The sequence below is a fragment of the Paraburkholderia bryophila genome (assembly GCF_013409255.1).
GTDB lineage: Bacteria > Pseudomonadota > Gammaproteobacteria > Burkholderiales > Burkholderiaceae > Paraburkholderia.
The window spans coordinates 3,022,225-3,044,725 of record NZ_JACCAS010000002.1 but is presented as its reverse complement, the minus strand read 5'-3'; the positions used below and the strand labels follow the sequence as shown (position 1 = coordinate 3,044,725).

Annotated in this window: 22 protein-coding genes; 14 read left to right on the top strand and 8 right to left on the bottom strand. The window is 63.9% G+C overall.

Features of this window, described 5'->3' with window-relative positions:
• Positions 1–67: 67 nt before the first annotated feature.
• The 11 genes from GGD40_RS34560 to GGD40_RS34510 all read left to right on the top strand — a co-directional run bounded on the left by GGD40_RS34560 (position 68) and on the right by GGD40_RS34510 (position 11,100).
• Positions 68–955, top strand: coding sequence for a DMT family transporter (locus GGD40_RS34560; RefSeq protein WP_179709050.1), 888 nt, complete (start codon positions 68–70; stop codon positions 953–955).
• A 99-nt stretch (positions 956–1,054) separates the two neighbouring features.
• Positions 1,055–1,948 carry a sap1 transcriptional regulator SapR gene (gene sapR, locus GGD40_RS34555; RefSeq protein WP_179746739.1) on the top strand — a complete coding sequence of 298 codons (894 nt, stop codon included), beginning with the start codon at positions 1,055–1,057 and terminating at the stop codon, positions 1,946–1,948.
• A gap of 107 nt (positions 1,949–2,055) precedes the next feature.
• Entirely contained in the window at positions 2,056–2,277 is a 222-nt protein-coding gene (locus GGD40_RS34550; RefSeq protein WP_179709054.1) for a hypothetical protein, read from the top strand.
• Between the two features lie 119 nt (positions 2,278–2,396).
• The gene (locus GGD40_RS34545; protein ID WP_179746738.1) at positions 2,397–3,008 is read left to right on the top strand and encodes a GNAT family N-acetyltransferase; all 612 of its coding nucleotides are present in this window, start codon (positions 2,397–2,399) and stop codon (positions 3,006–3,008) included.
• A gap of 158 nt (positions 3,009–3,166) precedes the next feature.
• Positions 3,167–4,264: a hypothetical protein gene (locus tag GGD40_RS34540; protein WP_179746737.1), complete on the top strand. Its 1,098-nt coding sequence runs from the start codon at positions 3,167–3,169 to the stop codon at positions 4,262–4,264.
• Between the two features lie 114 nt (positions 4,265–4,378).
• Entirely contained in the window at positions 4,379–5,230 is an 852-nt protein-coding gene (locus GGD40_RS34535; RefSeq protein WP_179746736.1) for a MerR family transcriptional regulator, read from the top strand.
• Between the two features lie 257 nt (positions 5,231–5,487).
• On the top strand, positions 5,488–6,504 hold the full coding sequence (locus GGD40_RS34530; protein ID WP_179746735.1) for a sulfonate ABC transporter substrate-binding protein: 1,017 nt from the start codon (positions 5,488–5,490) through the stop codon (positions 6,502–6,504).
• 131 nt (positions 6,505–6,635) lie between these two features.
• On the top strand, positions 6,636–8,231 hold the full coding sequence (locus GGD40_RS34525; protein WP_179746734.1) for a flavin-containing monooxygenase: 1,596 nt from the start codon (positions 6,636–6,638) through the stop codon (positions 8,229–8,231).
• A 42-nt stretch (positions 8,232–8,273) separates the two neighbouring features.
• Positions 8,274–9,182: an SDR family NAD(P)-dependent oxidoreductase gene (locus tag GGD40_RS34520; RefSeq protein WP_179746733.1), complete on the top strand. Its 909-nt coding sequence runs from the start codon at positions 8,274–8,276 to the stop codon at positions 9,180–9,182.
• A 59-nt stretch (positions 9,183–9,241) separates the two neighbouring features.
• Positions 9,242–10,123, top strand: coding sequence for a metal-dependent hydrolase (locus tag GGD40_RS34515; RefSeq protein ID WP_179746732.1), 882 nt, complete (start codon positions 9,242–9,244; stop codon positions 10,121–10,123).
• Entirely contained in the window at positions 10,120–11,100 is a 981-nt protein-coding gene (locus GGD40_RS34510) for an alpha/beta fold hydrolase (protein WP_179746731.1), read from the top strand. Before GGD40_RS34515 ends, GGD40_RS34510 begins: the two co-directional genes overlap by 4 nt.
• Here GGD40_RS34510 and GGD40_RS34505 read toward each other — a convergent pair.
• Complete coding sequence (locus GGD40_RS34505) at positions 11,075–11,629, bottom strand: putative glycolipid-binding domain-containing protein (protein ID WP_179746730.1); 555 nt, start codon at positions 11,627–11,629, stop codon at positions 11,075–11,077. The two genes, GGD40_RS34510 and GGD40_RS34505, sit on opposite strands and share 26 nt — an antisense overlap.
• Before the next feature lie 291 nt (positions 11,630–11,920).
• On the opposite strand from GGD40_RS34505, the gene GGD40_RS34500 reads away from it, so the two are divergent.
• The 3 genes from GGD40_RS34500 (at position 11,921) to GGD40_RS34490 (ending at position 13,900) form a co-directional block, all read left to right on the top strand.
• Complete coding sequence (locus tag GGD40_RS34500) at positions 11,921–12,838, top strand: urea transporter (RefSeq protein WP_179746729.1); 918 nt, start codon at positions 11,921–11,923, stop codon at positions 12,836–12,838.
• A gap of 18 nt (positions 12,839–12,856) precedes the next feature.
• Complete coding sequence (locus GGD40_RS34495) at positions 12,857–13,633, top strand: class II aldolase/adducin family protein (RefSeq protein WP_179746728.1); 777 nt, start codon at positions 12,857–12,859, stop codon at positions 13,631–13,633.
• 75 nt (positions 13,634–13,708) lie between these two features.
• Positions 13,709–13,900, top strand: coding sequence for a 4-oxalocrotonate tautomerase (locus GGD40_RS34490; RefSeq protein ID WP_035556550.1), 192 nt, complete (start codon positions 13,709–13,711; stop codon positions 13,898–13,900).
• Between the two features lie 151 nt (positions 13,901–14,051).
• On the opposite strand, the gene GGD40_RS34485 is transcribed toward GGD40_RS34490, so the two are convergent.
• The 7 genes from GGD40_RS34485 to garD all read right to left on the bottom strand — a co-directional run bounded on the left by GGD40_RS34485 (position 14,052) and on the right by garD (position 22,383).
• Positions 14,052–15,251, bottom strand: a complete 1,200-nt coding sequence (locus GGD40_RS34485) for a porin (RefSeq protein ID WP_179746727.1) — start codon at positions 15,249–15,251, stop codon at positions 14,052–14,054.
• A 76-nt stretch (positions 15,252–15,327) separates the two neighbouring features.
• A complete protein-coding gene (locus GGD40_RS34480) occupies positions 15,328–16,680 on the bottom strand; it encodes a TRAP transporter large permease (protein ID WP_105509637.1) in 1,353 nt (450 codons plus the stop codon).
• A 7-nt stretch (positions 16,681–16,687) separates the two neighbouring features.
• Complete coding sequence (locus GGD40_RS34475) at positions 16,688–17,167, bottom strand: TRAP transporter small permease (RefSeq protein ID WP_179709078.1); 480 nt, start codon at positions 17,165–17,167, stop codon at positions 16,688–16,690.
• Between the two features lie 165 nt (positions 17,168–17,332).
• A complete protein-coding gene (locus GGD40_RS34470; RefSeq protein WP_179709079.1) occupies positions 17,333–18,325 on the bottom strand; it encodes a TRAP transporter substrate-binding protein in 993 nt (330 codons plus the stop codon).
• A gap of 641 nt (positions 18,326–18,966) precedes the next feature.
• Positions 18,967–19,902: an SMP-30/gluconolactonase/LRE family protein gene (locus GGD40_RS34465; RefSeq protein WP_179746726.1), complete on the bottom strand. Its 936-nt coding sequence runs from the start codon at positions 19,900–19,902 to the stop codon at positions 18,967–18,969.
• On the bottom strand, positions 19,899–20,741 hold the full coding sequence (locus tag GGD40_RS34460; protein WP_179746725.1) for an NAD-dependent epimerase/dehydratase family protein: 843 nt from the start codon (positions 20,739–20,741) through the stop codon (positions 19,899–19,901). The genes GGD40_RS34465 and GGD40_RS34460 overlap by 4 nt, the downstream gene beginning before the upstream one ends.
• Positions 20,742–20,793: 52 nt before the next feature.
• A complete protein-coding gene (garD, locus tag GGD40_RS34455; protein ID WP_179746724.1) occupies positions 20,794–22,383 on the bottom strand; it encodes a galactarate dehydratase in 1,590 nt (529 codons plus the stop codon).
• Between the last annotated feature and the right edge of the window lie 118 nt (positions 22,384–22,501).

Sequence of the window (22,501 nt, the reverse complement as noted above, 5' to 3'; positions counted from 1 at the left end):
TAGCTTACCCTTTACGGCGCAAAAGCGGATGCTATGTCCTTCATTCGCCTCTGCACGGACACTTTCGATGGACAAGACAACCAACGGCTGGCTAAGCGGCATGATCGGCGTGCTGATTTTCAGCGGCTCGCTGCCGGCCACGCGTATCGCCGTGCAAGGTCTCGACCCGGTGTTCCTGACGGTTGCCCGCGCCACCATCGCCGGCACGCTCGGTCTGCTGTTATTGCTGGTGTTCCGCCAGGCCCGTCCCGCCCGTCGCGATCTGATTCCGCTGGTGGTCGTCGCCCTCGGCGTGGTGGTCGGCTTCCCGCTATTGACGGCGCTGGCGTTGCGTCACGTGAACGCGGCGCATGCGGTGGTGTTCGTCGGCCTGCTGCCGCTCGCTACCGCGATCTTCGGCGTGCTGCGCGGCGGCGAGCGCCCGCAACCGGCGTTCTGGGTATTCTCCGCGCTCGGCAGCAGCGCGGTGGTCGCGTTCGCGTTGCGTCACGGCATCGACGCATCGCCCATCGGCGATGCGCTGATGCTGGCCGCGATCATCGTGTGCGGTCTGGGCTATGCGGAAGGCGCGCGTCTGTCGCGCCACCTCGGCGGCTGGCAGGTGATTTCGTGGGCGCTGGTGCTGTCGTTGCCGCTGATGCTGCCGCTCGCGTGGTGGACCCGGCCCGCGTCATTCGACGGCGTCAGTCACGCCGCGCTGTGGGGCCTCGCGTATGTGTCGCTGTTCAGCATGCTGATCGGTTTCGTGTTCTGGTATCGCGGCCTCGCGCTCGGCGGCATCGCCGGGGTCGGTCAGTTGCAATTGCTGCAGCCGTTCTTCGGCCTGTTGCTGGCCGGCTTGCTGTTGCATGAAGAGGTCCCGCTCGCGATGATCCTCGTCACCGTCGTGGTGGTGGCCTGCGTGGCGGGCGCCCGGCGCTTCGCGCGGGCGGCGCCGGCACGGCCCGCGATCTGACGAGGCCCCCCGCAAATCGACGCAATGCGATGCCGGCGGCCGGTCGACTATGTCATCATCCCGACGATCGATCCACCACTGCCTTGCGCCGCGACTACGATGCCGACCGCTTTTACCCAAACCGTCGAAGCCCGCTTTGCCGAACTCACGCCGACTTCCAAACGCGTCGCCAGCTATATGCTGGCCAATCTCGACCGGCTCGGCCTCGAAAACGCCGATCAGATCGCCCAGCAAGCCGGCACGAGCGGCATTTCGGTGGGGCGCTTTCTGCGCAGCATCGGCTATCAGAACCTCGACGATCTGAAACGCGAACTGCGCGGCGCGCAGGAGCGTCCGTGGCTGATCACCGACCGGCTCGACGCGTTCCGCCGTGGCGCCGGCCAGCACGACGAAGCCGCGCCGCACGCGGGCGGTCCCACTGCGCCGAATGCGGCGCTCGCCCATTCGCTCGAACTCGAAGTCGGCGCGATCCAGCATGTCTACCAGCTCGCGCAATCACCCGCCTTCGCGCGTGTCGCCGATCGCATCGCAACCGCGGACGCCGTCTACATTCTCGGCATTCAATCCACCCGCGGTATCAGCAACGCGTTCTATAGCTACCTCGAATATCTTCGCCCGCGCGTGTTCTATTCCGACGGCATGTCGGGCTCGTATGTCGATTCGCTGAACTCGGACTTCAAGTCACCCTATCTGATCGTGACCGACACGCGCGCCTATTCGAAGGTCGCGCGCCGCTATTGCGAAGCGGCCACGCGACGCGGTTTGCCGTTCGCGCTCGTCACCGATATCTATTGTCCGTGGGCGCGCGAATTCGACGGCGACCTGCTGCAGGTGAAAACCGATGTCGGTCAGTTCTGGGATTCGCTCGCGCCACTCACGTGCCTGTTCAATCTGCTGATCTCGGCGATCGTCGAACGGCTCGGGCCGGGTATCGACGAGCGCGTCGCCCGTAACCGCGAACTGCAGAGCGAATTCGACCAGTTCGATCTTTGACGCTTTCGGCGCATGGGCGCGTGTTGCAGTCAATCGGCCGAATCGACCGAATCGACCCCTCCGTTGCAAACCGGGTATCCTCTGCGGCTCGTTCCGAAGGAGGATTCATGAAATTGTCGCTTTGCCTCGTCGCCGCTTTGACGCTGTCCGCCGGTGCGGTCGCTCAAACCTCGCAAACTTTCCGCTTCGGCGAAGGCCAGAGCACGCTGCCGTCCGGCAATGGCCATGGCGCGCCCGCGCAATCCAACGCCAGCCCGAAGCACAAGACTCAACATCAGAAGCGTCACCGTGGACATGTGAAGCAGCCGGACACGTACTCGCATAACTGACCGGTATTGCCACACGAATAGCGGCCATACGCGATGGCGATTTTTGACTCGCTTCAAATCCGCGCGCGCGGCGGGCATAGTCAAACGTATTCATTCCAACGGCCACGACAGGAACACGTATGAGCACCACCCGCCCCGCGCCCTCCACGCCTGCCGCATCGGATGCGACCGCGACCTCGCCGCTGAATTCGCCGCGCAACCCACCGCTGATTCGCGACGCCACCGAAGCCGATCTACCCGCAATCCAGGCGATCTACGCGCACCATGTGCTGACCGGCGTCGCCTCGTTCGAAGAAACGCCGCCTTCCGTCGACGATCTGCGCACACGGCTCGCGTCGGTGCGCAGCCATGGGCTGCCGTATATGGTCGCCGAGATCGACGGCGAAGTCGCCGGCTATTGCTACGCGACGCCTTACCGGCCGCGCGCCGCGTATCGCAACACCATCGAAGATTCGATCTATGTGAACGACGCGTATCGCGGCCGAGGCCTCGGACGCATCCTGCTCGAAGCGCTGATCGAGCGTTGCGAAACCGGACCGTGGCGTCAGATGGTCGCCGTGATCGCCGACGGCGGCAGCGGCGGCTCGCTGTCGCTGCATACGCAGTTGGGCTTCGAATTGACCGGCACGTTGAAGGCGGTCGGCTTCAAGCACGGCCGCTGGCTCGATACCACGCTGATGCAACGCAAGCTCGGCGTGGGCGATTCGACGGCGCCGGACGACGTCGCGTAGGGGCGTACCAGAAGCGCTCGCGTCGCCTTGTCACTGGACGCATGGGATCGCTGCGCCTAATTTCGAGGTGACTCGCGGCGCCAACGAGTAGCGGCGCGCGAGAAGGTCGATTTCCGGTTCAAAGGATTCGACGTGACCTCGACATTCAGGAGCGCGCCGTGCCCCATCTCCCTTTTTCATGCCAGCAGCCGATGCGCTCGACGCGCAACGTCGACGCACCTCGTTCACGCTTCGCGGCGGCTCTCGCGTTTTTGCTGCTGGTGTGCCTGCTGGCTGCGGCGGGAGGCAGCGTCGCTTCCACGGTAACGGACTTCGACGGAGCGGTCGCTCGCGGATTGCCGGCCGGCTTACGCGGCGACCTGCCGGCTCAAGGCGCCGCGCGCGCCGATGCGACGCGTGCCGCTGCGATCATGCATGTCGACACGCGCATGCCGGTCAGGCTGGTTTATTCGGACGATGGCGAGGCCGCGCTGTACCGCGGCAAGGTCGACGGCTATCCGGCGATTTTTACCCGCTACGCGGACCGCCTGGATATTTTTGTCAACGCGGCGCCGCATTCCGACGCGTACACGATCAACTACGCCACCCAAAAACCCAACCCCGAGATACGCGTTCTCACCCAGCCGGCCAAAAGCGAAACCGTTCTTCGCGACATCGTGCTTGCGCCGGGCGAAACCACACCGGAATCGCCTACCGGCGACCGTGCAAAAGCAAAGGCCGACAGTCGCGATACCGCTGAATTGATCTTCTCCATATTCGTTCACGACGACGCCAAAAACGTCGCGATCAACGATCACCTAAGCTGGTGGGTTGGACTCATTGAAGCCTTGCTGCCGGTTGGGCGCACAATGGCGATCGATATTCGCCGCGACCTTCCCGGCGTCACCGACTTTGCCTATGCGAGCGACGACCCTAACAGGAAGCTCCTCGAGTGGCTGACACTCGTGCGCGCCAGGTTTCCGCAGGAGATCGACGTCGATAGCAAATTCCTCCTCTTCACGCGCAATCCGATAAGCAGTACCACGGCAGGAATAGCCTTTCAGGGCGGCGACTACGGCATTGCAAGTGCTAGCAGCCATCAAACTCTCGCCCACGAATTCGGCCACATGCTGGACGCAACCCATAAACACGCCGAAGTCAGATACAACGGCTGGTGGTGCGAAACGATCATGTTCGCAGCGCCGGTCGATTTACGATCGAATTGCTATGACTACTCCGACGCCAATGAAAAACTGATTCGATCCTACCTGGAATAAGCGTCGCCGCAGGCGCGCGACGCACGGTCCCGCTCGCTCCCATCACGCGCCATGACGCAACATGACGCACTGCCAGGCTGGCGGCCGCGCCGACGGCCGCGTTAAAATCCGCCCATGCCCAACATGCCGCCCTCCGTCCCGCCCTCGCCCGCCGACGCCAACGTCGCGGCCAGCCCAGCGCCGCGCAACGAATACACCGTCGACGAACTCGCGCGCGTCACCGACACCACGGTGCGCAACGTGCGCGCCTATCAGGACCGGGGCCTGCTCGCGCCGCCGGAAAAGCGCGGCCGGGTCGGCGTGTACGACGACACGCACGTGTCGCGTCTGAAGCTGATCAATCACCTGCTGACTCGCGGCTACACCCTGGCGAACATTCAAGACCTGATCATGGCCGTCGACGAGGGCCATGATCTGCGTTCGATCCTCGGTCTGGAGACCGCGATCGGCGGCCGCTGGTCGCGTGAGCGTCCGAAGAAATACTCGCTGATCGAACTGCTGCAAATGTTCGGCGACAAAGCCACGCCGAGCGCGCTCGGCAAAGCGGTCGAGCTCGGTCTGCTGGAACGCCACGGCCTCTCGTTCGTGTCGGGCAATCCCACGGCGCTGGCCGCCGGCGCGACCATGGCGAAGGAAGGCATTCCGCTCGCCGATCTGCTCGACGCCGTCGGCATCGCCCGGCCGCATTTCCAGGCGGTCGCCAAAGCGCTGGTGGATCTGGTGGTCCATCAACTGGATCGCTACGACGCCGACGCGCTGCCGCCGCCCGCCGACGTGCCCGCGCTGGTCGACGCGATCTGGCGCGTGCGGCCGCTCGCCATGGTGCTGGTGGAAAGCGAAATGAACCGCGCGCTCGAAGAAGCCTCCGGCGACTACCTGGGCGACCGCGTCGCGGCGATCATGGAAAAGAAGCTGGGCCATCCCGCCGACGGCGCTGCCGCGAAACCGGACAAGCCGAAGAAGTAGCCATACGCTGCTCGCCGCACGCCACGTGCGGCCTCGCCGCCTCGGCGCCTCGCGCGTCATATTCAAATCTCCATTGCTTCGTTGGTAGCGCTCCTCGTCCATGCGACGATCCATGAACGTCGCCGCGACGTGTTTCCCAGCGCTTGCGCGTCCATGCACGTCACGTCACCTGCTGTCAGATGACCCGCGTGCGCAAGGACCACGCTGACGACGCACGGCCGGCGAAATCACAATCGCACGCCATGGAGATTCGCCGCATGACCCGCCACGCCCGTTTTCCGCTTCACGTCGCCGCCGCTTTGCTGACGGCATTCACCACCTTCACCACCGTCAACGCCACCGCGCAGTCAGGCGGCAACGACAACCACAACGGCAGCGATGCCGCCAAGGTCCTGCGCATCGGCTACCAGAAGTCCGGCCTGCTCGCGATACTGAAGGCCCAAGGCTCGCTCGACGAACGCCTCAAACCGCTCGGCTACAGCATCAAGTGGTTCGAGTTCCCGGCGGGACCGCAACTGCTCGAAGCGCTGAACGCGAACAGCGTCGACTTCGGCTATACCGGCGCGCCGCCTCCGGTGTTCGCGCAGGCCGGCGGCGTGAACTTCGTCTATGTGGGCGCGGAACCGTCCGGCGAGCACGCGGAAGCGATTCTGGTGAGAAGCGATTCGACGCTGCGCAACGTCGCCGATCTCAAAGGCAAACGGATCGCGCTGCAGAAAGGATCGAGCTCGAACTACCTGCTGCTCGAAGCGCTGAAAAAAACCGGCCTGCGTTACGAAGACGTTCGGCCGGTCTACCTGGCCCCCGCCGACGCGCGCGCGGCGTTCGAAAGCGGCAGCGTCGATGCGTGGGTGATCTGGGATCCGTACTACGCGTCCGCGCAGCAGGCGTTGAAAGCGCGCACCCTGGCGGACTACGCGGGTCTCAACGGCCCCTACAACTTCTACGAGGCCACCCGCGACTTCGCCCGGCAGCATCCCGAGGTGGTCGGCGCGATTCTTGGACAATTACGCGCGGCCGGCCTGTGGGTCAACGCGCATCCGGTGGAAACCGCTGCGCTGATCGCGCCGAAGGTCGGCCTGGACCCGAAACTGGTCGAAACATGGGTACGCCGCTATCCGTACGGCACCACGGTCGTCACCGAAGACATCGCCCGCTCGCAGCAAGGCGTCGCGGATGCCTTCTACGGCGCTCACCTGATTCCGCAGAAAATCGTCGTGAAGGACGCCGTGTGGCAGAACCCCGTTGCCACGGCGGCGCTCGCGGCGAAATAGACCCGCCGACCGCGGCGTGCGGCCGCTCCTAGAGCCGGACATCTAACCGGCTTCTTGCGTCATCCGTTACCAGCCTCTATTGTTACATCACTCAATGTAACAGTTAAGACGGTAAAAAGGAGACGGATCGGATGAACGCACGTATGACGCCCCACGAAGCCACCGCTGACGCGTCCGCGCCGGTCGATACCGACATCGCCATCATCGGCTCCGGCTTTGCGGGGCTCGGCATGGCGATTCGCCTGCGGCAAGCCGGCCTGACCGACTTCATCATCGCGGAAAAGGCCGCGTCGGTCGGCGGCACCTGGCGCGACAACCACTATCCCGGTTGCGCCTGCGACGTCCAATCGCACGTCTATTCGTTCTCCTTCGCCCCGAATCCGCACTGGACCCGCATGTTCGCGCGCCAGCCGGAGATTCGCGGTTACCTGGAAGAATGCGCGCAGCGCTTCGGCGTTCAGCGTCATGTGCGCTTTGGCCATGAACTGGCGAGCGCGATCTACGACGAGACGCGCCACCGCTGGCAACTGACTTTCGCGAACGGCCAGCAATGGTCCGCGCGCGTGCTGATTTCGGCGATGGGTGGCCTCTCTCGCGCGGCCCTCCCCGACATTCCGGGGATCGAAAAATTTCGCGGCAAGACGTTCCATTCGCAGCAATGGGACCACGGTTATCCGCTCGACGGCAAACGTGTCGCCGTGATCGGCACCGGCGCAAGCGCGATCCAGTTCGTGCCGCAGATCGCGCCGCGCGTCGCGCATCTGGAACTGTTCCAGCGCACTCCGCCGTGGATCATGCCGAAGGCCGACCGTCCGGTGAAGCCGCTCGAACAATGGCTCTTCAGGCATCTGCCGTTCACACAGAAGATCATGCGCTCGGCGCTCTACTGCATGCTCGAATCGCGGGCGCTCGGTTTCGCGATTCATCCGTCGCTGATGAAAACCGCGCAGAAAGTCGCCGAACGGCATCTGCGCCGTCAGGTGCCCGACCCGCAACTGCGCGCCACGCTGACGCCGAACTACACGATGGGCTGCAAGCGCGTGCTGATTTCCAACGACTACTTCCCCGCGCTGTCGCGCCAGAACGTGGCGGTGACCACCACCGGGATCGCCCGCATCGAGGAAGACGCGGTGATCACGACCGACGGTGCGCGTCACCCGGCCGACTGCCTGATCTTCGGCACCGGCTTCCAGGTTGCCGATCCGTTTCCGCCGGGCGTGGTGCGTGGGCGTGGCGGCGTCGATATCGTCGATACGTGGCGCGACGGTGCGCATGCGTATCTGGGCACGGCGTTGCCGGGCTATCCGAACTTCTTCATGGTCGTGGGTCCGAACACCGGTCTCGGCCACAACTCGATGGTGTTCATGATCGAGTCGCAGGTCGAGTACATCCTGCGCGCGCTGAAGACGATGAACGCCGAGCGCGCCGCCGCGATCGAAGTGCGCCCGCAGGTGGAGCGCGCCTACAACGAGCGCATCCAGCAGAAACTCGGCCGCGCGATCTGGTCGACCGGCGGCTGCAAGAGCTGGTATCTCGATCCGAAGACCGGCAAGAACACCACGCTGTGGCCGGGGTTTGCGTACAAATTCCGCCAGGCCACGAGCACCTTCAGCATGGACGATTACGTCGCGTATGCGCCGGCGCAGCAGCCGGTTGGAATGGCGATGAATGCGCCGATGGAGGCGCCGAAGAATGCGCCGGTTACCGCGTCGGCGGAAGCGACCTGATCCGCACAACAACAACGACAACGTTGAACAGGAGATAAGCCAATGAAGAACTTCACCGACAGAGTGGCCGCCATCACCGGCGCAGGCTCGGGCATGGGCCGCTCGCTCGCGATTCAACTGGCGCGCGAAGGCTGCCATCTCGCCCTCGCCGACCGCAATGCCGCGAGCCTCGCCGACACCGCGCAACTCGCACAAGCCGCCGCGCCGCAGATCGTCGGCGCGCCGCTGCTCATCACCACGCGCGTGCTCGACGTCGCGGACCGCGCCGCGATGGTCGACTGGGCCGCGGAAACGGCCGCGCAGCATCGGCGGATCAACCTCGTGTTCAACAACGCGGGCGTGGCGCTGTCGAGCACGATCGAAGGCATGGATTACGCCGATCTCGAGTGGATCGTCGGCGTCAACTTCTGGGGCGTGGTGCACGGCACGAAAGCGTTTCTGCCGTATATCAAGGCCTCGGGCGCGGGGCATATCGTCAATACGTCGAGCGTGTTCGGGTTGTTCGCGCAGCCGGGCATGAGCGGCTACAACGCCACCAAATTCGCGGTGCGCGGCTTTACCGAATCGCTGCGCCAGGAACTCGATCTGATGAAGTGCGGCGTGTCGGCAACCTGCGTGCATCCCGGCGGCATTCACACGGGCATCGCGCAATCGAGCCGGATCGCGCCCAACATGGTCGGCTTCATGCTGGAAAACGAACAGCAAGGCAAGGACGACTTCGAGAAGTTCTTCATCACCACCGCCGACGAAGCCGCGCGCGTGATTCTCGACGGCGTGCGCAAGAACAAACGGCGCGTGCTGATAGGACGCGACGCGCGCGCCGCCGACTGGCTCGCGCGCACGTTGCCGGCGGCGTATCAGGCGCTGGTCGTGATGCAGGCGCGCCGGATGAAACGCATTGCGGAAAAGCGCGCGCGCCGTGCCGCGCAGATCGACGGCAGGCGCGCATGACGCGCGTCACGCCATCAACCGCTTCGACAGAACACCCAGGATCACAAGGAGAAAGGGCCATGATGCCGGTTCGCCGCGACCTTCGTTTCAATCTGCCGCCGGAACGTGCCTGCGACTGGCATGTGCAAGGCGCGCATGTGACACACTTCTTCAACGCGCTGTCGCTGCTATTCCCGGCGGGCGAGCGTTTCTTCATGGATAGCGTGCGCAACTATCGCGACCAGATCGACGACCCCGTGCTGAAAAAGCAGGTGCTCGGCTTCATCGGCCAGGAAGCCATGCATACGCGCGAGCACATCGAATACAACGACCTGCTGCAGGAAGCCGGGCTGCCGGCGCACAAGCTCGACAAGTGGCTGTGGGCGATCCTCAATTTCGGCCGCAAAGTGCTACCGCATTCGTATCAGCTCGCGGTCACCGTCTGCCTCGAACACTACACCGCGATGCTGGCGGCCCTGCTGCTGGAAGACGCGACGCGCGTCGGCGGCTCGGTGGAAGGCTACGCACAGATGTGGACGTGGCACGCGCTGGAAGAAACCGAGCACAAGGCCGTTTCGTACGACGTGTGGAACACCGTGCTCAAGCCGGGTCTCGGCCGTTACCTGCTGCGCACCGGCACCATGCTGGCCACCACCTTCACGTTCTGGCTGATCGTGTTCGATTTCCACCTGCGCCTGCTGATCGCCGACCGCAAACGCGGTGGCCACATTCGCGGCATGTGGCGCGTCGTCAAATATCTGTACGGTCCGCGTCACGGCGTGTTTCCGCGTATTGCCGGCGAATGGCTGAGCTTTTTCCGGCCCGGCTTCCATCCGTGGGATCACGACAATCGCGCGCAACTGGCGCGGATCGACGGTCTCGTCGCCGCCGTCGACGCCACCAATGCAACTGCCCCGAGCACCCGCAAGGCCGCGCGACGCGGCGCGCAGGCGGCCGCGTGATACGCGACACGCTGTCGGTCGTGGCCGGCGACGTGCGGCTCGCGGTCTACGTCAGCGGACCGCGCGACGCACCGCCGATCGTGCTGGTGCACGGTTATCCCGATTCGGCCGCGGTGTGGGAGCCGGTGCGCGCGCAACTGGATGCGCGCTACCGCGTCATCAGCTACGACGTGCGCGGCGCGGGCGCCTCCGAGGCGCCGGCCACGCGCAGCGCTTACCGACTCGAACGGCTGGCCGCGGATCTGGCGGCGGTTGCCGACGCAACCTGCGGCACGCGACCGTTTCATCTGGTCGGCCACGACTGGGGATCGATTCAGAGCTGGGAGGCGGTGACCGATCCGGCGTTCAAAGGCCGTATCGCGTCGTATACGTCGATTTCCGGGCCGTGCCTCGATCACGCGTCGCTCGGCTTGCGCGGGGGCGATGGTGCGCAGTTGGCGGATCAACCCGCGCATGAACCCGTCAAGCGGCCATTCGGCAGCGGTCTGCGGCAAATGATCAAGTCCTGGTACATTTTCTTTTTTCATCTGCCGTGGCTGCCGGAACTGGTGTGGCGCGCCGGCGGCGCACGCTGCTGGCCGCTGTGGCTGCGCGCGACCGAACGCGTGCGCCCTGAGCGCGATCCCGCGCAAAGGCGCAACGCGCTCAACGGTCTGAATCTGTATCGCGCGAATTTCATCGACAAGCTGCTGCGGCCGCGCTCGCGCCATGCGCATGCGCCGGTGCAGTTCATCGTGCCGCTGCGCGACCGCTATGTCGGGCCGGCGCTATCGCTCGGGCTGGAGGGATGGCTTGGCTCGTATCGGCGCACCGAGATCGATGCCGGCCACTGGGTCGTGCTGCGCGAACCCGAGCGGATCGCCGCGATGATCGAAGGCTTTGTCGCGCAGCAGCGGACCGGCCTCGGCCTTGACGAGACGCTCAACGAGACACCCAGCGCGACGGCGACGGTCAACCCTCGCGCGGCAGGCGTGTGAACAGCGTCGGATAGTCGATCACGAGGCCGTCTTCGTCCACCGTCAGGTTCGCCGTGAAGTTGCGGAACAGACCTTCGTAGCGATACACCTTATTCAACTCGATGCACGAATACGCCTGCTCGGCGCGCGTGACCTGCAAATCCGGCGTCGAGATATACGCCACTGAAATCGGCTGACGCTCGCCTTGCGCCAATTGCAGACGACGGATCGGCAGCGTGTTGGTGTACGGCGTGGCCGCAATGTCGATGTCGATGCAACCATCGAGCGCGCTCAGCACGTGGCCGTGACCATCGCGCCAATGGCCCTGGCCATCGCCGTGCAATTCCAGTTCGCCGCCGCCGGCGATCTTCAGCCACGCATGCGTGGTGCGCCATTGCGCGTCGCAGCGCACCGTGTAGTGCAATCCGTACGCCTTGCCGTAGCGCTGTCCCACCACCACGCTTTCCACCGCGAAGCCGTCGTCGCGGGCGTCGAACGTTAGATGTTCGATTCCTTCGTCCTCTTCCGAAGTCCATCGTAATTCACGCATTGTCTGTCTCCTCGTGAAACGGCTCGACCCGCATGCTTCGGGTTGCGCCGGGTACTCATCGGGTGTCTGGGGGTTCTCATCGTAGCGCGAAAGCTTTCGGTTCGCCGACACGGCGCGCCCCGCGCCTACGCATCGGGCTCGGTGTCGCAAATAGCCACTATCAACGCCTCGCGATGCCCTCAGCGCCGCTGCTAGCCTATGCTCGCGGTTCCGCTCCTTACCGACCTGGCTCGCACCTGACGCTCAAGCGTCGTGTCGCGCGCGTCGTCGAATTCACACCGCTCTCAAACCATGCACGCCGCCTCGACCCAAGCAAAATCCGCCGCTCTGCGCACACTGTTGCGCAGTCTCGGCCAGATCGTGCTGCAGCCGAATGCGTTCACCGGCGCGTGCCTGCTCGCCGGGTGGCTGCTGGTCGAACCGCGCCTCGCCTGCGCGGCGCTGATGGGCGCGACCGCGGCCAACGTGAGCGCCGTGCTGGCCGGCTATCGTGAAGCCGATACGCGCGACGGACTGCACGGCTTCAACGGCGCGCTGGCGGGTCTCGCCGCGTTCAATTTCATCGCCGACAATGCGACCGCCGCCGCGGTGGCGATTCTCGCCGCGACGGCGACAGCGTGGTTTCTCGAACCATGGACGCGCCGGCTGCGGGCGAACGGATTGGGCGTGTTCTCCAGCCCGTTTCTGATCGTCACATGGCTTTGGCTGCCGATGATCACGAGCGGCGCGCCAGTGGCACCCCAGGCGATCACGCCACCGTTCATCGCGACGCAATGGATCAACGGCATACTCGGCGCGCTCGCACAACCCGGCTTCGGCTCCGGCGCGTTGCCGGGCCTGCTCGTGCTGATCGGCATCGCCGCAGCGTCACGCAGGCATGCACTGTGGGCGCTGATCGGCGGCGCGCTCGCCAGCATGGCGCACGTGTTGCTCGGCGCCACGGCGAGTTCGCTCGACGCGGGCCTGTTAGGATTCAATGGCGCGCTGACCGCCATCGCGCTGGCCGATTGCGGCGCCGCGGCAACGCTTTGCGGCGTGGGCGTCGCGGTGCTGTTGCAAGCGGTCGCGAGCTACTTCGGCTGGCCGGCCATGACCGCGCCGTTCGTGCTCGCGAGCTGGAGCGTGCAGGGGTTCCGGCATCGCTTCACGCGGGGTGTCGTGGCGCGAAAAGCGATGGAACGCATCGATCCCTCTCAGCAACTCTCTTGAATGGGACTGGAGAACAACATGTCTTTCACTCATGCCCCTGCGGGCCGTCTCGCCGAAACAGGACCGCTGTCCGACGCGGAGCAGCAGACTCGCGTCGACCTCGCTGCCGCCTATCGTCTCGCCGCCCTCAACGGCTGGGACGATCTGATCTACACGCACATCTCGGCCAGCGTGCCCGGCGAACCGGGCCACTTTCTGATCAACCCCTTCGGCCTCGCGTTCGACGAAGTGTGCGCGTCGAACCTCGTGAAGATCGATATTGACGGCAATATTATCGGCACCAGCGAGCATCCGGTGAACGCGACCGGCTTCGCGCTGCATGCCGCCGTGCACGCGGCGCGCGCCGACGCGTTCTGCGTGATGCATCTGCACAATACGGCCGGCGTGGCGGTGTCGGCGCAACCCGCCGGTTTGCTGCCCGCGTCGCAGCACGCGCTGCGCTTTTACGGCCAGCTCGCGTATCACGACTATGAGGGCCTCGCGTTCTCACCGGCCGAGGGCGAACGTCTCGTCGCGCATCTCGCCGACAAACCCGCCATGCTGTTGCGCAACCACGGCACGCTGACCGCCGGCCGCACCGTGGCCGAAGCTTATGTGCTGATGGCGACGCTGCTCAAGGCATGCGAAATCCAGTTGCAGGCGCAAGCATGCGGTGCGGAACTCGTGGTGCCTGGCGATGCGGTCGCCGCGCGTACGGCCGAGCAACTTTACGACGGCGGCGCCATTGAAGGCGCGCTCGAATGGCCTGCGTTGCTGCGCAAGCTCGACCGGCTCGATCGCGCTTATCGTCACTGAAGTCGCCGCTGAAATCGCCACGAAAATCGCGCCTGGCCGCCCGCGTCCAACTCAATTCTTTAACGGAGTCATGTCATGCCCACGTTTCATATCGAACTCTTCGAAGGCCGCACAGTGGAACAGAAACGCCAGTTCGTCGAAGCCATCACGAAGGCAACCTGCGAATCGCTCAACGTCGAGCCGAATTCGGTCGACATCATCCTGACCGACGTGAAACGCGAAAACTGGGCAACGGGGGGTCGTTTGTGGTCGGACGCGGATGCGTGAAGGTTGCGTGAGCACCTAAGTCGTCGTCCGGAATTCCGCGCGCATTGCACGCGCAGTCAATACAGCGCAGCGACGCGTGTCTGAAACGCGTCGCTGCAGCGGCGTGAAACGTAAAATCACTACGTCCCTACGCCGCAGTTACTCACACCATTTAGAACTTGTGGATGATGCCCACGCCCGCAGCGAACTGGCTGCGTGACGACGACGGCGCGCTGTTCTGACCGTCGCCGATATCGGCCGTTGCGTTGATGATGCTGGTGCCGTTCGTCGCCAGCGTCTGGCCGCCCGCGCGCTGATATGCCTCGAGCGCGTACAGGCCGGTGCGCTTGGAGAGGCTGTAGTACTGCGACAGGTTGAACTGCTGATAACGCGCCGAACTCGTAATGCCGTTCGCCTGCGTGGCGCGCGTGTAGCTATAGCCAGCGGCCAGATCCAGCGCCGTCACCGGGCGGTAGTGCAGCACCGCGCCGCCCGTATTGAAGATCGCAGTGGTGTGGAACGGCGAGTTGATGCCCGCCACGTACTGCACGTTCGAGTACGAGAACGACACGTCCCATTGCGAGCTGAACGCGTAACCGCCGGTCACGGCCACGCGCTGCTGCGCCGCCGATTTCTGGTAGCCGTTGTTGATGCCCGACACACCCGCCTGCGCGCCCGCGTTCGACGTCGTGGAGTCGGCGCCCCACGCACCGCCGCCCGGCGTCGAATTGTTGATGCGCTGGAAGCCCACCGCGATACCGAACGGACCGGTAATGTATTGCAGCGCCGCGCTCCACGTCGAACCGGCATTCAGGCTGCCTGCCACGCCGCCCACCGAATACGAACCGCTCGCCGTGAACCCGTAGAAATTCGGCGACGTGTACACCAGCGAATTGTTCGCGCGGTACAAAGTGTCGAGCGAATCGATATCGCCCGGGTGCGCGCCGTAGGCGCCGGTCAGCCACGTGGTCGGGCTATACGGCGACAGCAGCGTGTAGTACGAGGTGTACTGGCGGCCGGCCGTCAACGTACCGTACGTGGCGTTGGCGACGCCCACATAAGCCTGGCGGTTGAACGCCAGACCGGAGACGCTCTGCGCGCCGGTCGCACTGTTGAAGCCCTCTTCCAACTGGAAGATCGCCTTGGTGCCGCCACCCAGGTCCTCGCCGCCCTTCAAACCGAAGCGGCTACCCGCCCAGATCCCGTTGACCATCTTGACCGCCGAGCGGCCGCCCGAGGTCGACCCGAGCGACGTCTGACTGCTCTGATAGCCGATCCCGGTATCGACGATCCCGTACAACGTCACGCTGCTCTGAGCGTGCGCGCCAAGGGCGACCAACCCAAGCGCAGAAGTTACCAGTGCCTTTTTCATTTGTGCTCCTCTGTTGAAAATTATTTTTTGATTCGCGGCGCCGCGCGGGCGCCGCTGAGTGTGAATGGGAGTCCGCTCAAAACACCGGGTGGCCATTGATCAGGCTCGGCAGCCAGGTGGAAAACATCGGTACGTAGGTGACGATGTTGATCGCGCTGAAAATGGCCAGGTAGTACGGCCACGCCACCTTGGTGGTCTCGCCGATCGACACGTTGCCGATCGCGCAGCCGATGAACTGCACCGAGCCGATCGGCGGATGCACGAGGCCCAACGAACAGTTCAGCAGAATCATGATGCCGAACTGCACCGGCCCCACGCCGGCATGCATCGCCATCGGCAGGAACAGCGGCGTCGTAATCAGGATGTGCGCCGCCATATCGACGAACGTGCCCAGGAAAACCTGCAGCAGGTTGATGTACAGCAGCATCAGCCACGGCATGCTGGTCGCACCGTCGAGCATGCGTTCGATCGCGTCCGGAATCTCCAGGTAGGCCATCTGGTAACGCAGCATGTTCGACACGCCGATCAGCAGCAGCACCACGCCGGTCGTCTTCGCCGCTTTCGAGAGCGCGTGGAAGAGCTTCTTCATCGTCATCGAGCGATACACGACGACGGTCAGCACCAGCGAATAGAACACGGCGATCGCCGCGGCTTCGGTCGCGGTGGCAATGCCCTTGGCGACGCAGAACAGAATGATCGCGATCACCATCAAGCCGGGCACGGCGCCGACGAAGGTTCGGGCCACCGCGTACCAGCCGGGGAATTTCTGCAGTTCGGTCGAACCGTCGGGACGGCGCGGATAACCGTACTTGACCGCTTGCCAGTACGCGGCGAGCAGCACGAAGCCCATCACCCACAGCACCGGCAGCAGACCGGAGAACAGCAGATCGCCGATCGACACGCCGCTCATCTGGTGACCGTTCAACGTGCCCGTAATGCCCTGGGCCGCGAACGCATAGATGATCATGTTCGTCGAGGTCGGCATCAACGCGCCCACCAGTGACGAATGGGTCGTCACGTTGACCGCATAGGCCGCGCTGTAGCCTTCGCGCTTCATCAACGGAATCACCACGCCGCCCATGGCCGACGTATCCGCCGACGGCGAACCGGACACCCCGCCGAACAGCGTGCAGGCGACCACGTTGGCCATGCCGAGGCCGCCGCGGAAATGCCCGACGGCCGCTTGCGCGAAACGCAGGATGCGGTCGGCGATGCCGCCGTGCAGCATCAGCTCACCGGACAGGATGAAGAACGGCACCGCGAGAAACGAAAAGCCGTTGATGCCCGAAATCATCGCCTGCATGGCGGTGGCCGCGGGCAGGCCTTCGTACAGATAAGTCAGGACGCACGACAGTCCCAACGCGAACGAAACAGGAACCCCGAGAACGAGAAAGACGAGGAAACTGACGGCGAGAATGGCAAGTTCCATGATTGCTCTAGTTGTGTTTCTTGACGAAAAGCGCGAGCAGGTTCTCGAGCGAGAACAAGGCAATACAAACGCTGGCGACGACCGGAATGCAATAGCGCACGCCTTCGGGCAAACCGAGAATCGGAATCCGGTCTTCCATGGTGGTTTCGGCCATTTGCAGACAGCCGAAGAAAATCGCCACGGCCAATGCGATCAGACAAAGATGTTGAAACGCGGCCGCCATGACCTGCCCTTTCGGCGGCAGCTTCGTGACCAGCGAATCGAGCCCGATGTGGCCGCCCTCGCGCACTTTCAGCGCGGCGCCGAACATGGCGATGACGATCACCAGCAGCAGCGCGATGGGCTCGACGAAATCGGGTGCGTCGTCGAAAACGTAGCGCATCACGACGCTATAGATCACGAGCAGGCTGAGCACGGCAAGACTCACCGACGCCACGATAACCAGCGCGTGAAACAGAAAATCATTTGGGCGCTTTATGAATCTCATTGACCCCATCCTTTTACCGCGGACCTGTCTTTAATAAATCAGTCATTCATGTCGACTTCTTTCAAGCGGCGCGGCGCGATGTGCGCGGACGGTGGAAAAGCCCAGCAGATTTTTCTGCCAGGCTTTTCCCGCTGTGACGGTCAAGCGCCGCGCAACCCGCAAGCCTTATTTGATGGCCTGAATCTCGTCGACGATCTGCTTCATTTGCGGGGTCTTTTCGTACTTTGCCCAGACCGGTTGCATCGCCTTCACGAATGCGGCGCGATCGATCTGCGCAGCCGGGATGATGGTCGCGCCACCCTTGGTGACCGTCTTCGCCGCATCGTTCTCGCGCGCGGTCCACAGCTTTTCGTAGTACGGCACCGAGTCAGCCGCGGCCTTCTTGATGATGACCTGCTCCTGCGGCGTGAGCGTGTCCCACACCTTCTTCGAGAACACCAGCACTTCAGGCGTCATCGAATGCTGGGTTTCGGAATAGACCGTCGCGACTTCGAAGTGCTTGGTCTCTTCATACGACGGCAGGTTGTTTTCCGCGGCGTCCACGAGACCCGTCTTCAGGCCCGTATAGACTTCGGCGAACGGCATCGGCGTGGGCGTGCCGCCCATTGCGCGGATCTCGTCGACCATCAGATCGGAAGGTTGCACACGCACCTTCAGACCTTTCATGTCGGCCGGCGAATGGACCGCCTTCTTCGCGTAGATCGAACGCGCGCCGCTCTCGTAGAACGTCAGCGCGATCATGCCCTTCGCCTGGAACGCGTCGAGAATCTTCTGGCCTTCCGGGCCGTACATCACTTTGCGGAAATGGTCGATGTCGCGGAACAGGAACGGCAACGACGGAATCATCGACTCGGGAACGATCTCGTTGAACGCGGCGCCGTTGGCGCGCGCCATGTCGAGCGCGCCGATGCGCACCTGATCGACCGTGTCGTTTTCCGAGCCCAGCGCGCTATTGCCGAACACCTTCACGGTGTCCTTGCCGCCGGTTGCCTTGCTGATCTCGTCACCCATGTATTTCACGGCCATATTGGTCGGATAGGTGTCGCCGTGCACGTCCGACACGCGGAACACGCGTGCTTCAGCCGACGCGGCACTGAAGGCCAGCACCGACGCTGCAACGATCATCGAAACACGGGAAGAGGCGAACTTCTTGTTCATCGTGACATTCCTTGTAAATGGACCATCCAATCGATTGGCCGATTGCGGAGGGCTGCTAGCGGAAGGCCAGTACGAATGCGATATGGCTTTACTGCGTCTCCCGACTCCGCGTTCGCTCACCCGTGTGGGCTGCGGACGCTTCGCCGTGCTGGTCTGTGCAACGTCCCCGGCACCGATCTCAGCACTCCTGTCAGACAACTCGACATCTTTTACTTTTGCTTCGACTGCATCGGCGCGCCGCTCGTGGCGATGAATCGTCCACGCAGCGGCCACCTTGTCCTGCTGTTGTCCTTAAATTCAAGAAAGGAATTTGTTTGGACTTGTATGTTGTACGACGACATACGAAGTCTATAAAACGCGGTTTAAGTTGTACAGACGGTATTTACCCGCAGAATTGAGATAGCCGGAACGGATGACTCAAGCGCCGCAACGCCAAGGCCTTATGGGATAAGGAGCCGAGATGACAAGGCGGGAAAGGCGTCTCGTGACGCTCTGTTTCTGGGTAGGAAAATGCGTGGCGAAGATGGCGTGAATGTGGCCGTTATGCCACACAGTCATACGACGAGTGATGAATTGAAGTGTGTGCAGAGAAGTGCGCCGGCCATGAATGCACGGCCGGCGCGTCACGCTGACGGTGTCGCTTACAGGACGCCCGCGTATTCAGGTTCCAGCAACCCCGTGACGCCGGGACGCACGGCGAACAGGTGGCCGTCGTGCTCGCTCGCGCCCGCTGCGGGCCGGATCGAGGTCACGAACAGCGTATCGAGATCGCGTCCGCCGAACGCGCACATGGCCGGCTTGACGGCCGGCACGACGATCTCGCGATCCAGCTTGCCTTGCGGCGTGAAGCGCAACAGCCGGCCCGCGTCGTTGGCGCAAATCCAGTAGCAGCCGTCGGCGTCGACCGCTGCGCCGTCGGGACGGCCCACGTAGTGATTCAGATCGGCGAACACGCGCCGGTTGCGCGGCTCGCCGGCGTCGACGTCGTAATCGAATGCCCATATCTGGCGGCGCAGCGGATGCGAGTCCGACAGGTACATGGTCGCGCCATCCGGCGACCACGCCAGACCGTTTTGCGTGATCAGCGCATCGATCACCGGCGCGGACAACACGCCGCGCTCGTCGAAGCGATACAGCGCGCCGGCCGGATTCGCCAGCGACATGTCCTGCACCATCGTGCCGGACCAGAAGCGCCCCTGGCGATCGCAACGGCCGTCGTTGAAGCGCATGTCGTCGCAGGCAAAGGAAGGCGCGGCGAGCCGGCGTGCTTCGACCTGAAGCGATTGACCGTCGGCCGTTGCGGTTTCGCTCAGCGTGACCGCGAACAGCCCCGTCTCGCAACCGGCCAGCACGGTGCCGTGGCGATCGAACGCGATACAGGCGACTTTCTCAGGCAAACGCCATTCGGAGCGGTGGCCCGCCTCTACCGCCAGGCGCACGATCTTTTGCGCGGGGATATCGACCCAGTAAAGTGCCTGCTCCGCTGCGCGCCACACCGGACTTTCGCCGACCATCGCGGGCGCCTCGCCCGCTGCCTCGACACGCTCAACGTTGGGATTGGCCGCCGAGGCGCTCATCGCTTCGGCTCCATCGGACCGGCGAGTATGAACGCGCCGCCCTGAAAACGCTGGGTCGGATCGTCGAGATCGGCGGTCGGCGCGCTGACCGGAAACAGATGCTCGAATTCGACCGAGCTGTCCTGCGGACGAAAACCGAGGAACGCCGCCTTCGTGTTGTCGACCCACTTGGTGCGGTTATCCGACACGCCGTAGACGATCGCATGTCCCACGCGATTAGTGAACAGCGAGCAGCGCACCAGCTCGATAAAGTCGCGATAGCTGAGAAACGTGACGAGCATGCGCGGATTCTTCGGCTGCTCGAACGACGAACCGATCCGCAGGCACACGGTCTCGAGCCCGAAGCGATCGAAGTAATAGCGCGACAGCGATTCGCCGAAGCACTTCGTCACGCCGTACAGGGTATCGGGGCGCAGCGGCGCGTCGATATCCACCACTTCGGTCACCGGATGAAAACCCACCGCGTGATTCGAGCTTGCGTAGACGATGCGCTTCACGCCCTGCTTCTGCGCCGCCGAATACAGGTTGTAGAGGCCGCGAATATTCGCTTCGAGCAGATCTTCGAACGGCGCCTCGACGGAAATGCCGCCGAGATGAATCACCGCGTCGACGCCTTCCAGCAGCGCGAGCACCGCGGCTTCGTCGGCGAGATCGACGATCGACGCTTCTTCGTGCGCCGCCACCTCGCCGAGCGGCGCGATGTCGGTGACGCGCACGACATCGGCCCACGCGGCGAGCGCGCCGCGCAACTGCTGGCCGAGATTGCCGGCGGCACCGGTCAACAGCAGACGGCGGAAGGGTTTCTGTACTGCGGAGTGAGCAGGATTCGAGTCGGTCATGTCTTGATATGAGTGTGATTGCGCTGAAGCCAGCCAGGCCACGCCCGGCCGCTCAGGTCACCGGCGCCGGATTGAACAGCGTCAACGCATTGTGGAGCTTGAGTTTTTCCGCGCAGGTCTGCTTGCGTCCGCTGGCGACGTCGAGCATCAGGCGGAACAGTTCCCAGCCCACGTCTTCGATACTCGCCGCGCCGGTCGCGATCGTGCCGGCGTTGATGTCCATCAGATCGTGCCAGCGGCGCGCGAGATCCGAGCGCGTCGCGACCTTGATCACGGGCACTTCGGCGAGGCTGTACGGCGTGCCGCGGCCCGTGGTGAACACGTGCAGATTGATACCGGCTGCCACCTGAAGCGTGCCGCAGATGAAATCGCTAGCCGGCGTGGCCGCGTAAATCAGCCCTTTCTGGCGGACCTTTTCGCCCGGCGACAACACGCCGGAAATCGCCGAATTGCCTGATTTGATGATCGAACCCATCGCCTTTTCGACGATGTTCGACAGCCCGCCCTTCTTGTTGCCGGGCGTGGTGTTGGCGCTGCGGTCCGCGCCGCCGCGCTTCAGATAATCGTCGTACCACTGCATTTCGCGGATGATCGCCGCGGCCACCTCGGGATTGGCCGCGCGCGCCGTCAGTTGATCGACGCCGTCGCGCACCTCGGTGACTTCGGAGAACATCACCGTCGCGCCGGCTCGCACCAGCAGGTCGGTCGCGAAGCCCACGGCGGGATTCGCGGTCAGCCCGGAGAACGCGTCGCTGCCGCCGCACTGCACGCCGATCACCAGATCGGCCGCGGGGCACGTCTCGCGACGGCGATTGTTCAGGCGCTTCAAATGGCCCTCGGCCATTCTCATGATCGAGTCGATCATCGACTGGAAGCCAACGTGCGCGTCGTCCTGCAGCACGACAACGTCGCCGTTCAGATCGGCCTCGACGTCGCCGATGTCGGCGATTTCCGCGACGTTAGCGGCCGCCGCGATCGGAATCGTGCCGGGCGGCATCAGACGCTCGGGCTGCAACTTCTCGCAACCGAGGCTGACCATCATCACCTCGCCGCCGAAGTTCGGATTCAGGCTGATGTTGCGCACGGTGCGGATCGGCACCATCGCGTCGGGCGCGTCGATCGCGACGCCGCAGCCGTAGGTGTGGCCGAGGCTCACCACGTCGTCGACATTCGGATAGCGCGGCAGCAATTCGGCCTTGATGCGCGTGACCGCATGCTGCACCACGTCGGCCACGCATTGCACGGTGGTCGTGATCGCCAGAATGTTGCGCGAGCCGACCGAACCGTCGGCATTGCGATAGCCCTCGAACGTGAAGCCTTCGAGCGGCGGCATCTCCGGCGCCTTGATGGTGGCGATCGGCAGGTCTTCGAGTCCGGGCGGGCTCGGCATGCGGATCACGTGCTCGTTGATCCAGCTACCCCTGGGCAACGCCTTGAGTGCGTAGCCGATCACCACGTTATAGCGGATCACCTCGTCGCCTTCGGCCAGATCGGCCAGCGCGACTTTGTGGCCTTGCGGCACGCGTTCGCGCAGCGCGATGCCGTCGGGGAAAACGGCGCCCTCGCCCAGACCGCCGTCGTTGACGACGATCGCGACATTGTCATTGGGGTGAACGCGAATGTAGAGCGGAGATTGTTCCATTGCATCGATCCTCATGGCGCTGCACGCGCACTGCGCCAGCTATTCATACGTCATCCTACAACATGAAAGATTGCGTGGATGTTCCGTATTTACCCTATGGCGTGCATTATGCCGCGAA

Bases quoted from the DNA above. Each gene is read 5' to 3' on its own strand.
- GGD40_RS34485 (WP_179746727.1), bottom strand. From the start codon at position 15,251: ATGAAAAAGGCACTGGTAACTTCTGCGCTTGGGTTGGTCGCCCTTGGC.
- GGD40_RS34490 (WP_035556550.1), top strand. From the start codon at position 13,709: ATGCCCACGTTTCATATCGAACTCTTCGAAGGCCGCACAGTGGAACAG.
- GGD40_RS34500 (WP_179746729.1), top strand. From the start codon at position 11,921: ATGCACGCCGCCTCGACCCAAGCAAAATCCGCCGCTCTGCGCACACTG.
- GGD40_RS34465 (WP_179746726.1), bottom strand. From the start codon at position 19,902: ATGAGCGCCTCGGCGGCCAATCCCAACGTTGAGCGTGTCGAGGCAGCG.
- GGD40_RS34505 (WP_179746730.1), bottom strand. From the start codon at position 11,629: ATGCGTGAATTACGATGGACTTCGGAAGAGGACGAAGGAATCGAACAT.
- GGD40_RS34525 (WP_179746734.1), top strand. From the start codon at position 6,636: ATGAACGCACGTATGACGCCCCACGAAGCCACCGCTGACGCGTCCGCG.
- GGD40_RS34480 (WP_105509637.1), bottom strand. From the start codon at position 16,680: ATGGAACTTGCCATTCTCGCCGTCAGTTTCCTCGTCTTTCTCGTTCTC.
- GGD40_RS34560 (WP_179709050.1), top strand. From the start codon at position 68: ATGGACAAGACAACCAACGGCTGGCTAAGCGGCATGATCGGCGTGCTG.
- sapR (WP_179746739.1), top strand. From the start codon at position 1,055: ATGCCGACCGCTTTTACCCAAACCGTCGAAGCCCGCTTTGCCGAACTC.
- GGD40_RS34495 (WP_179746728.1), top strand. From the start codon at position 12,857: ATGTCTTTCACTCATGCCCCTGCGGGCCGTCTCGCCGAAACAGGACCG.
- GGD40_RS34515 (WP_179746732.1), top strand. From the start codon at position 9,242: ATGATGCCGGTTCGCCGCGACCTTCGTTTCAATCTGCCGCCGGAACGT.
- GGD40_RS34550 (WP_179709054.1), top strand. From the start codon at position 2,056: ATGAAATTGTCGCTTTGCCTCGTCGCCGCTTTGACGCTGTCCGCCGGT.
- GGD40_RS34520 (WP_179746733.1), top strand. From the start codon at position 8,274: ATGAAGAACTTCACCGACAGAGTGGCCGCCATCACCGGCGCAGGCTCG.
- GGD40_RS34460 (WP_179746725.1), bottom strand. From the start codon at position 20,741: ATGACCGACTCGAATCCTGCTCACTCCGCAGTACAGAAACCCTTCCGC.
- GGD40_RS34470 (WP_179709079.1), bottom strand. From the start codon at position 18,325: ATGAACAAGAAGTTCGCCTCTTCCCGTGTTTCGATGATCGTTGCAGCG.
- garD (WP_179746724.1), bottom strand. From the start codon at position 22,383: ATGGAACAATCTCCGCTCTACATTCGCGTTCACCCCAATGACAATGTC.
- GGD40_RS34545 (WP_179746738.1), top strand. From the start codon at position 2,397: ATGAGCACCACCCGCCCCGCGCCCTCCACGCCTGCCGCATCGGATGCG.
- GGD40_RS34475 (WP_179709078.1), bottom strand. From the start codon at position 17,167: ATGAGATTCATAAAGCGCCCAAATGATTTTCTGTTTCACGCGCTGGTT.
- GGD40_RS34530 (WP_179746735.1), top strand. From the start codon at position 5,488: ATGACCCGCCACGCCCGTTTTCCGCTTCACGTCGCCGCCGCTTTGCTG.
- GGD40_RS34535 (WP_179746736.1), top strand. From the start codon at position 4,379: ATGCCCAACATGCCGCCCTCCGTCCCGCCCTCGCCCGCCGACGCCAAC.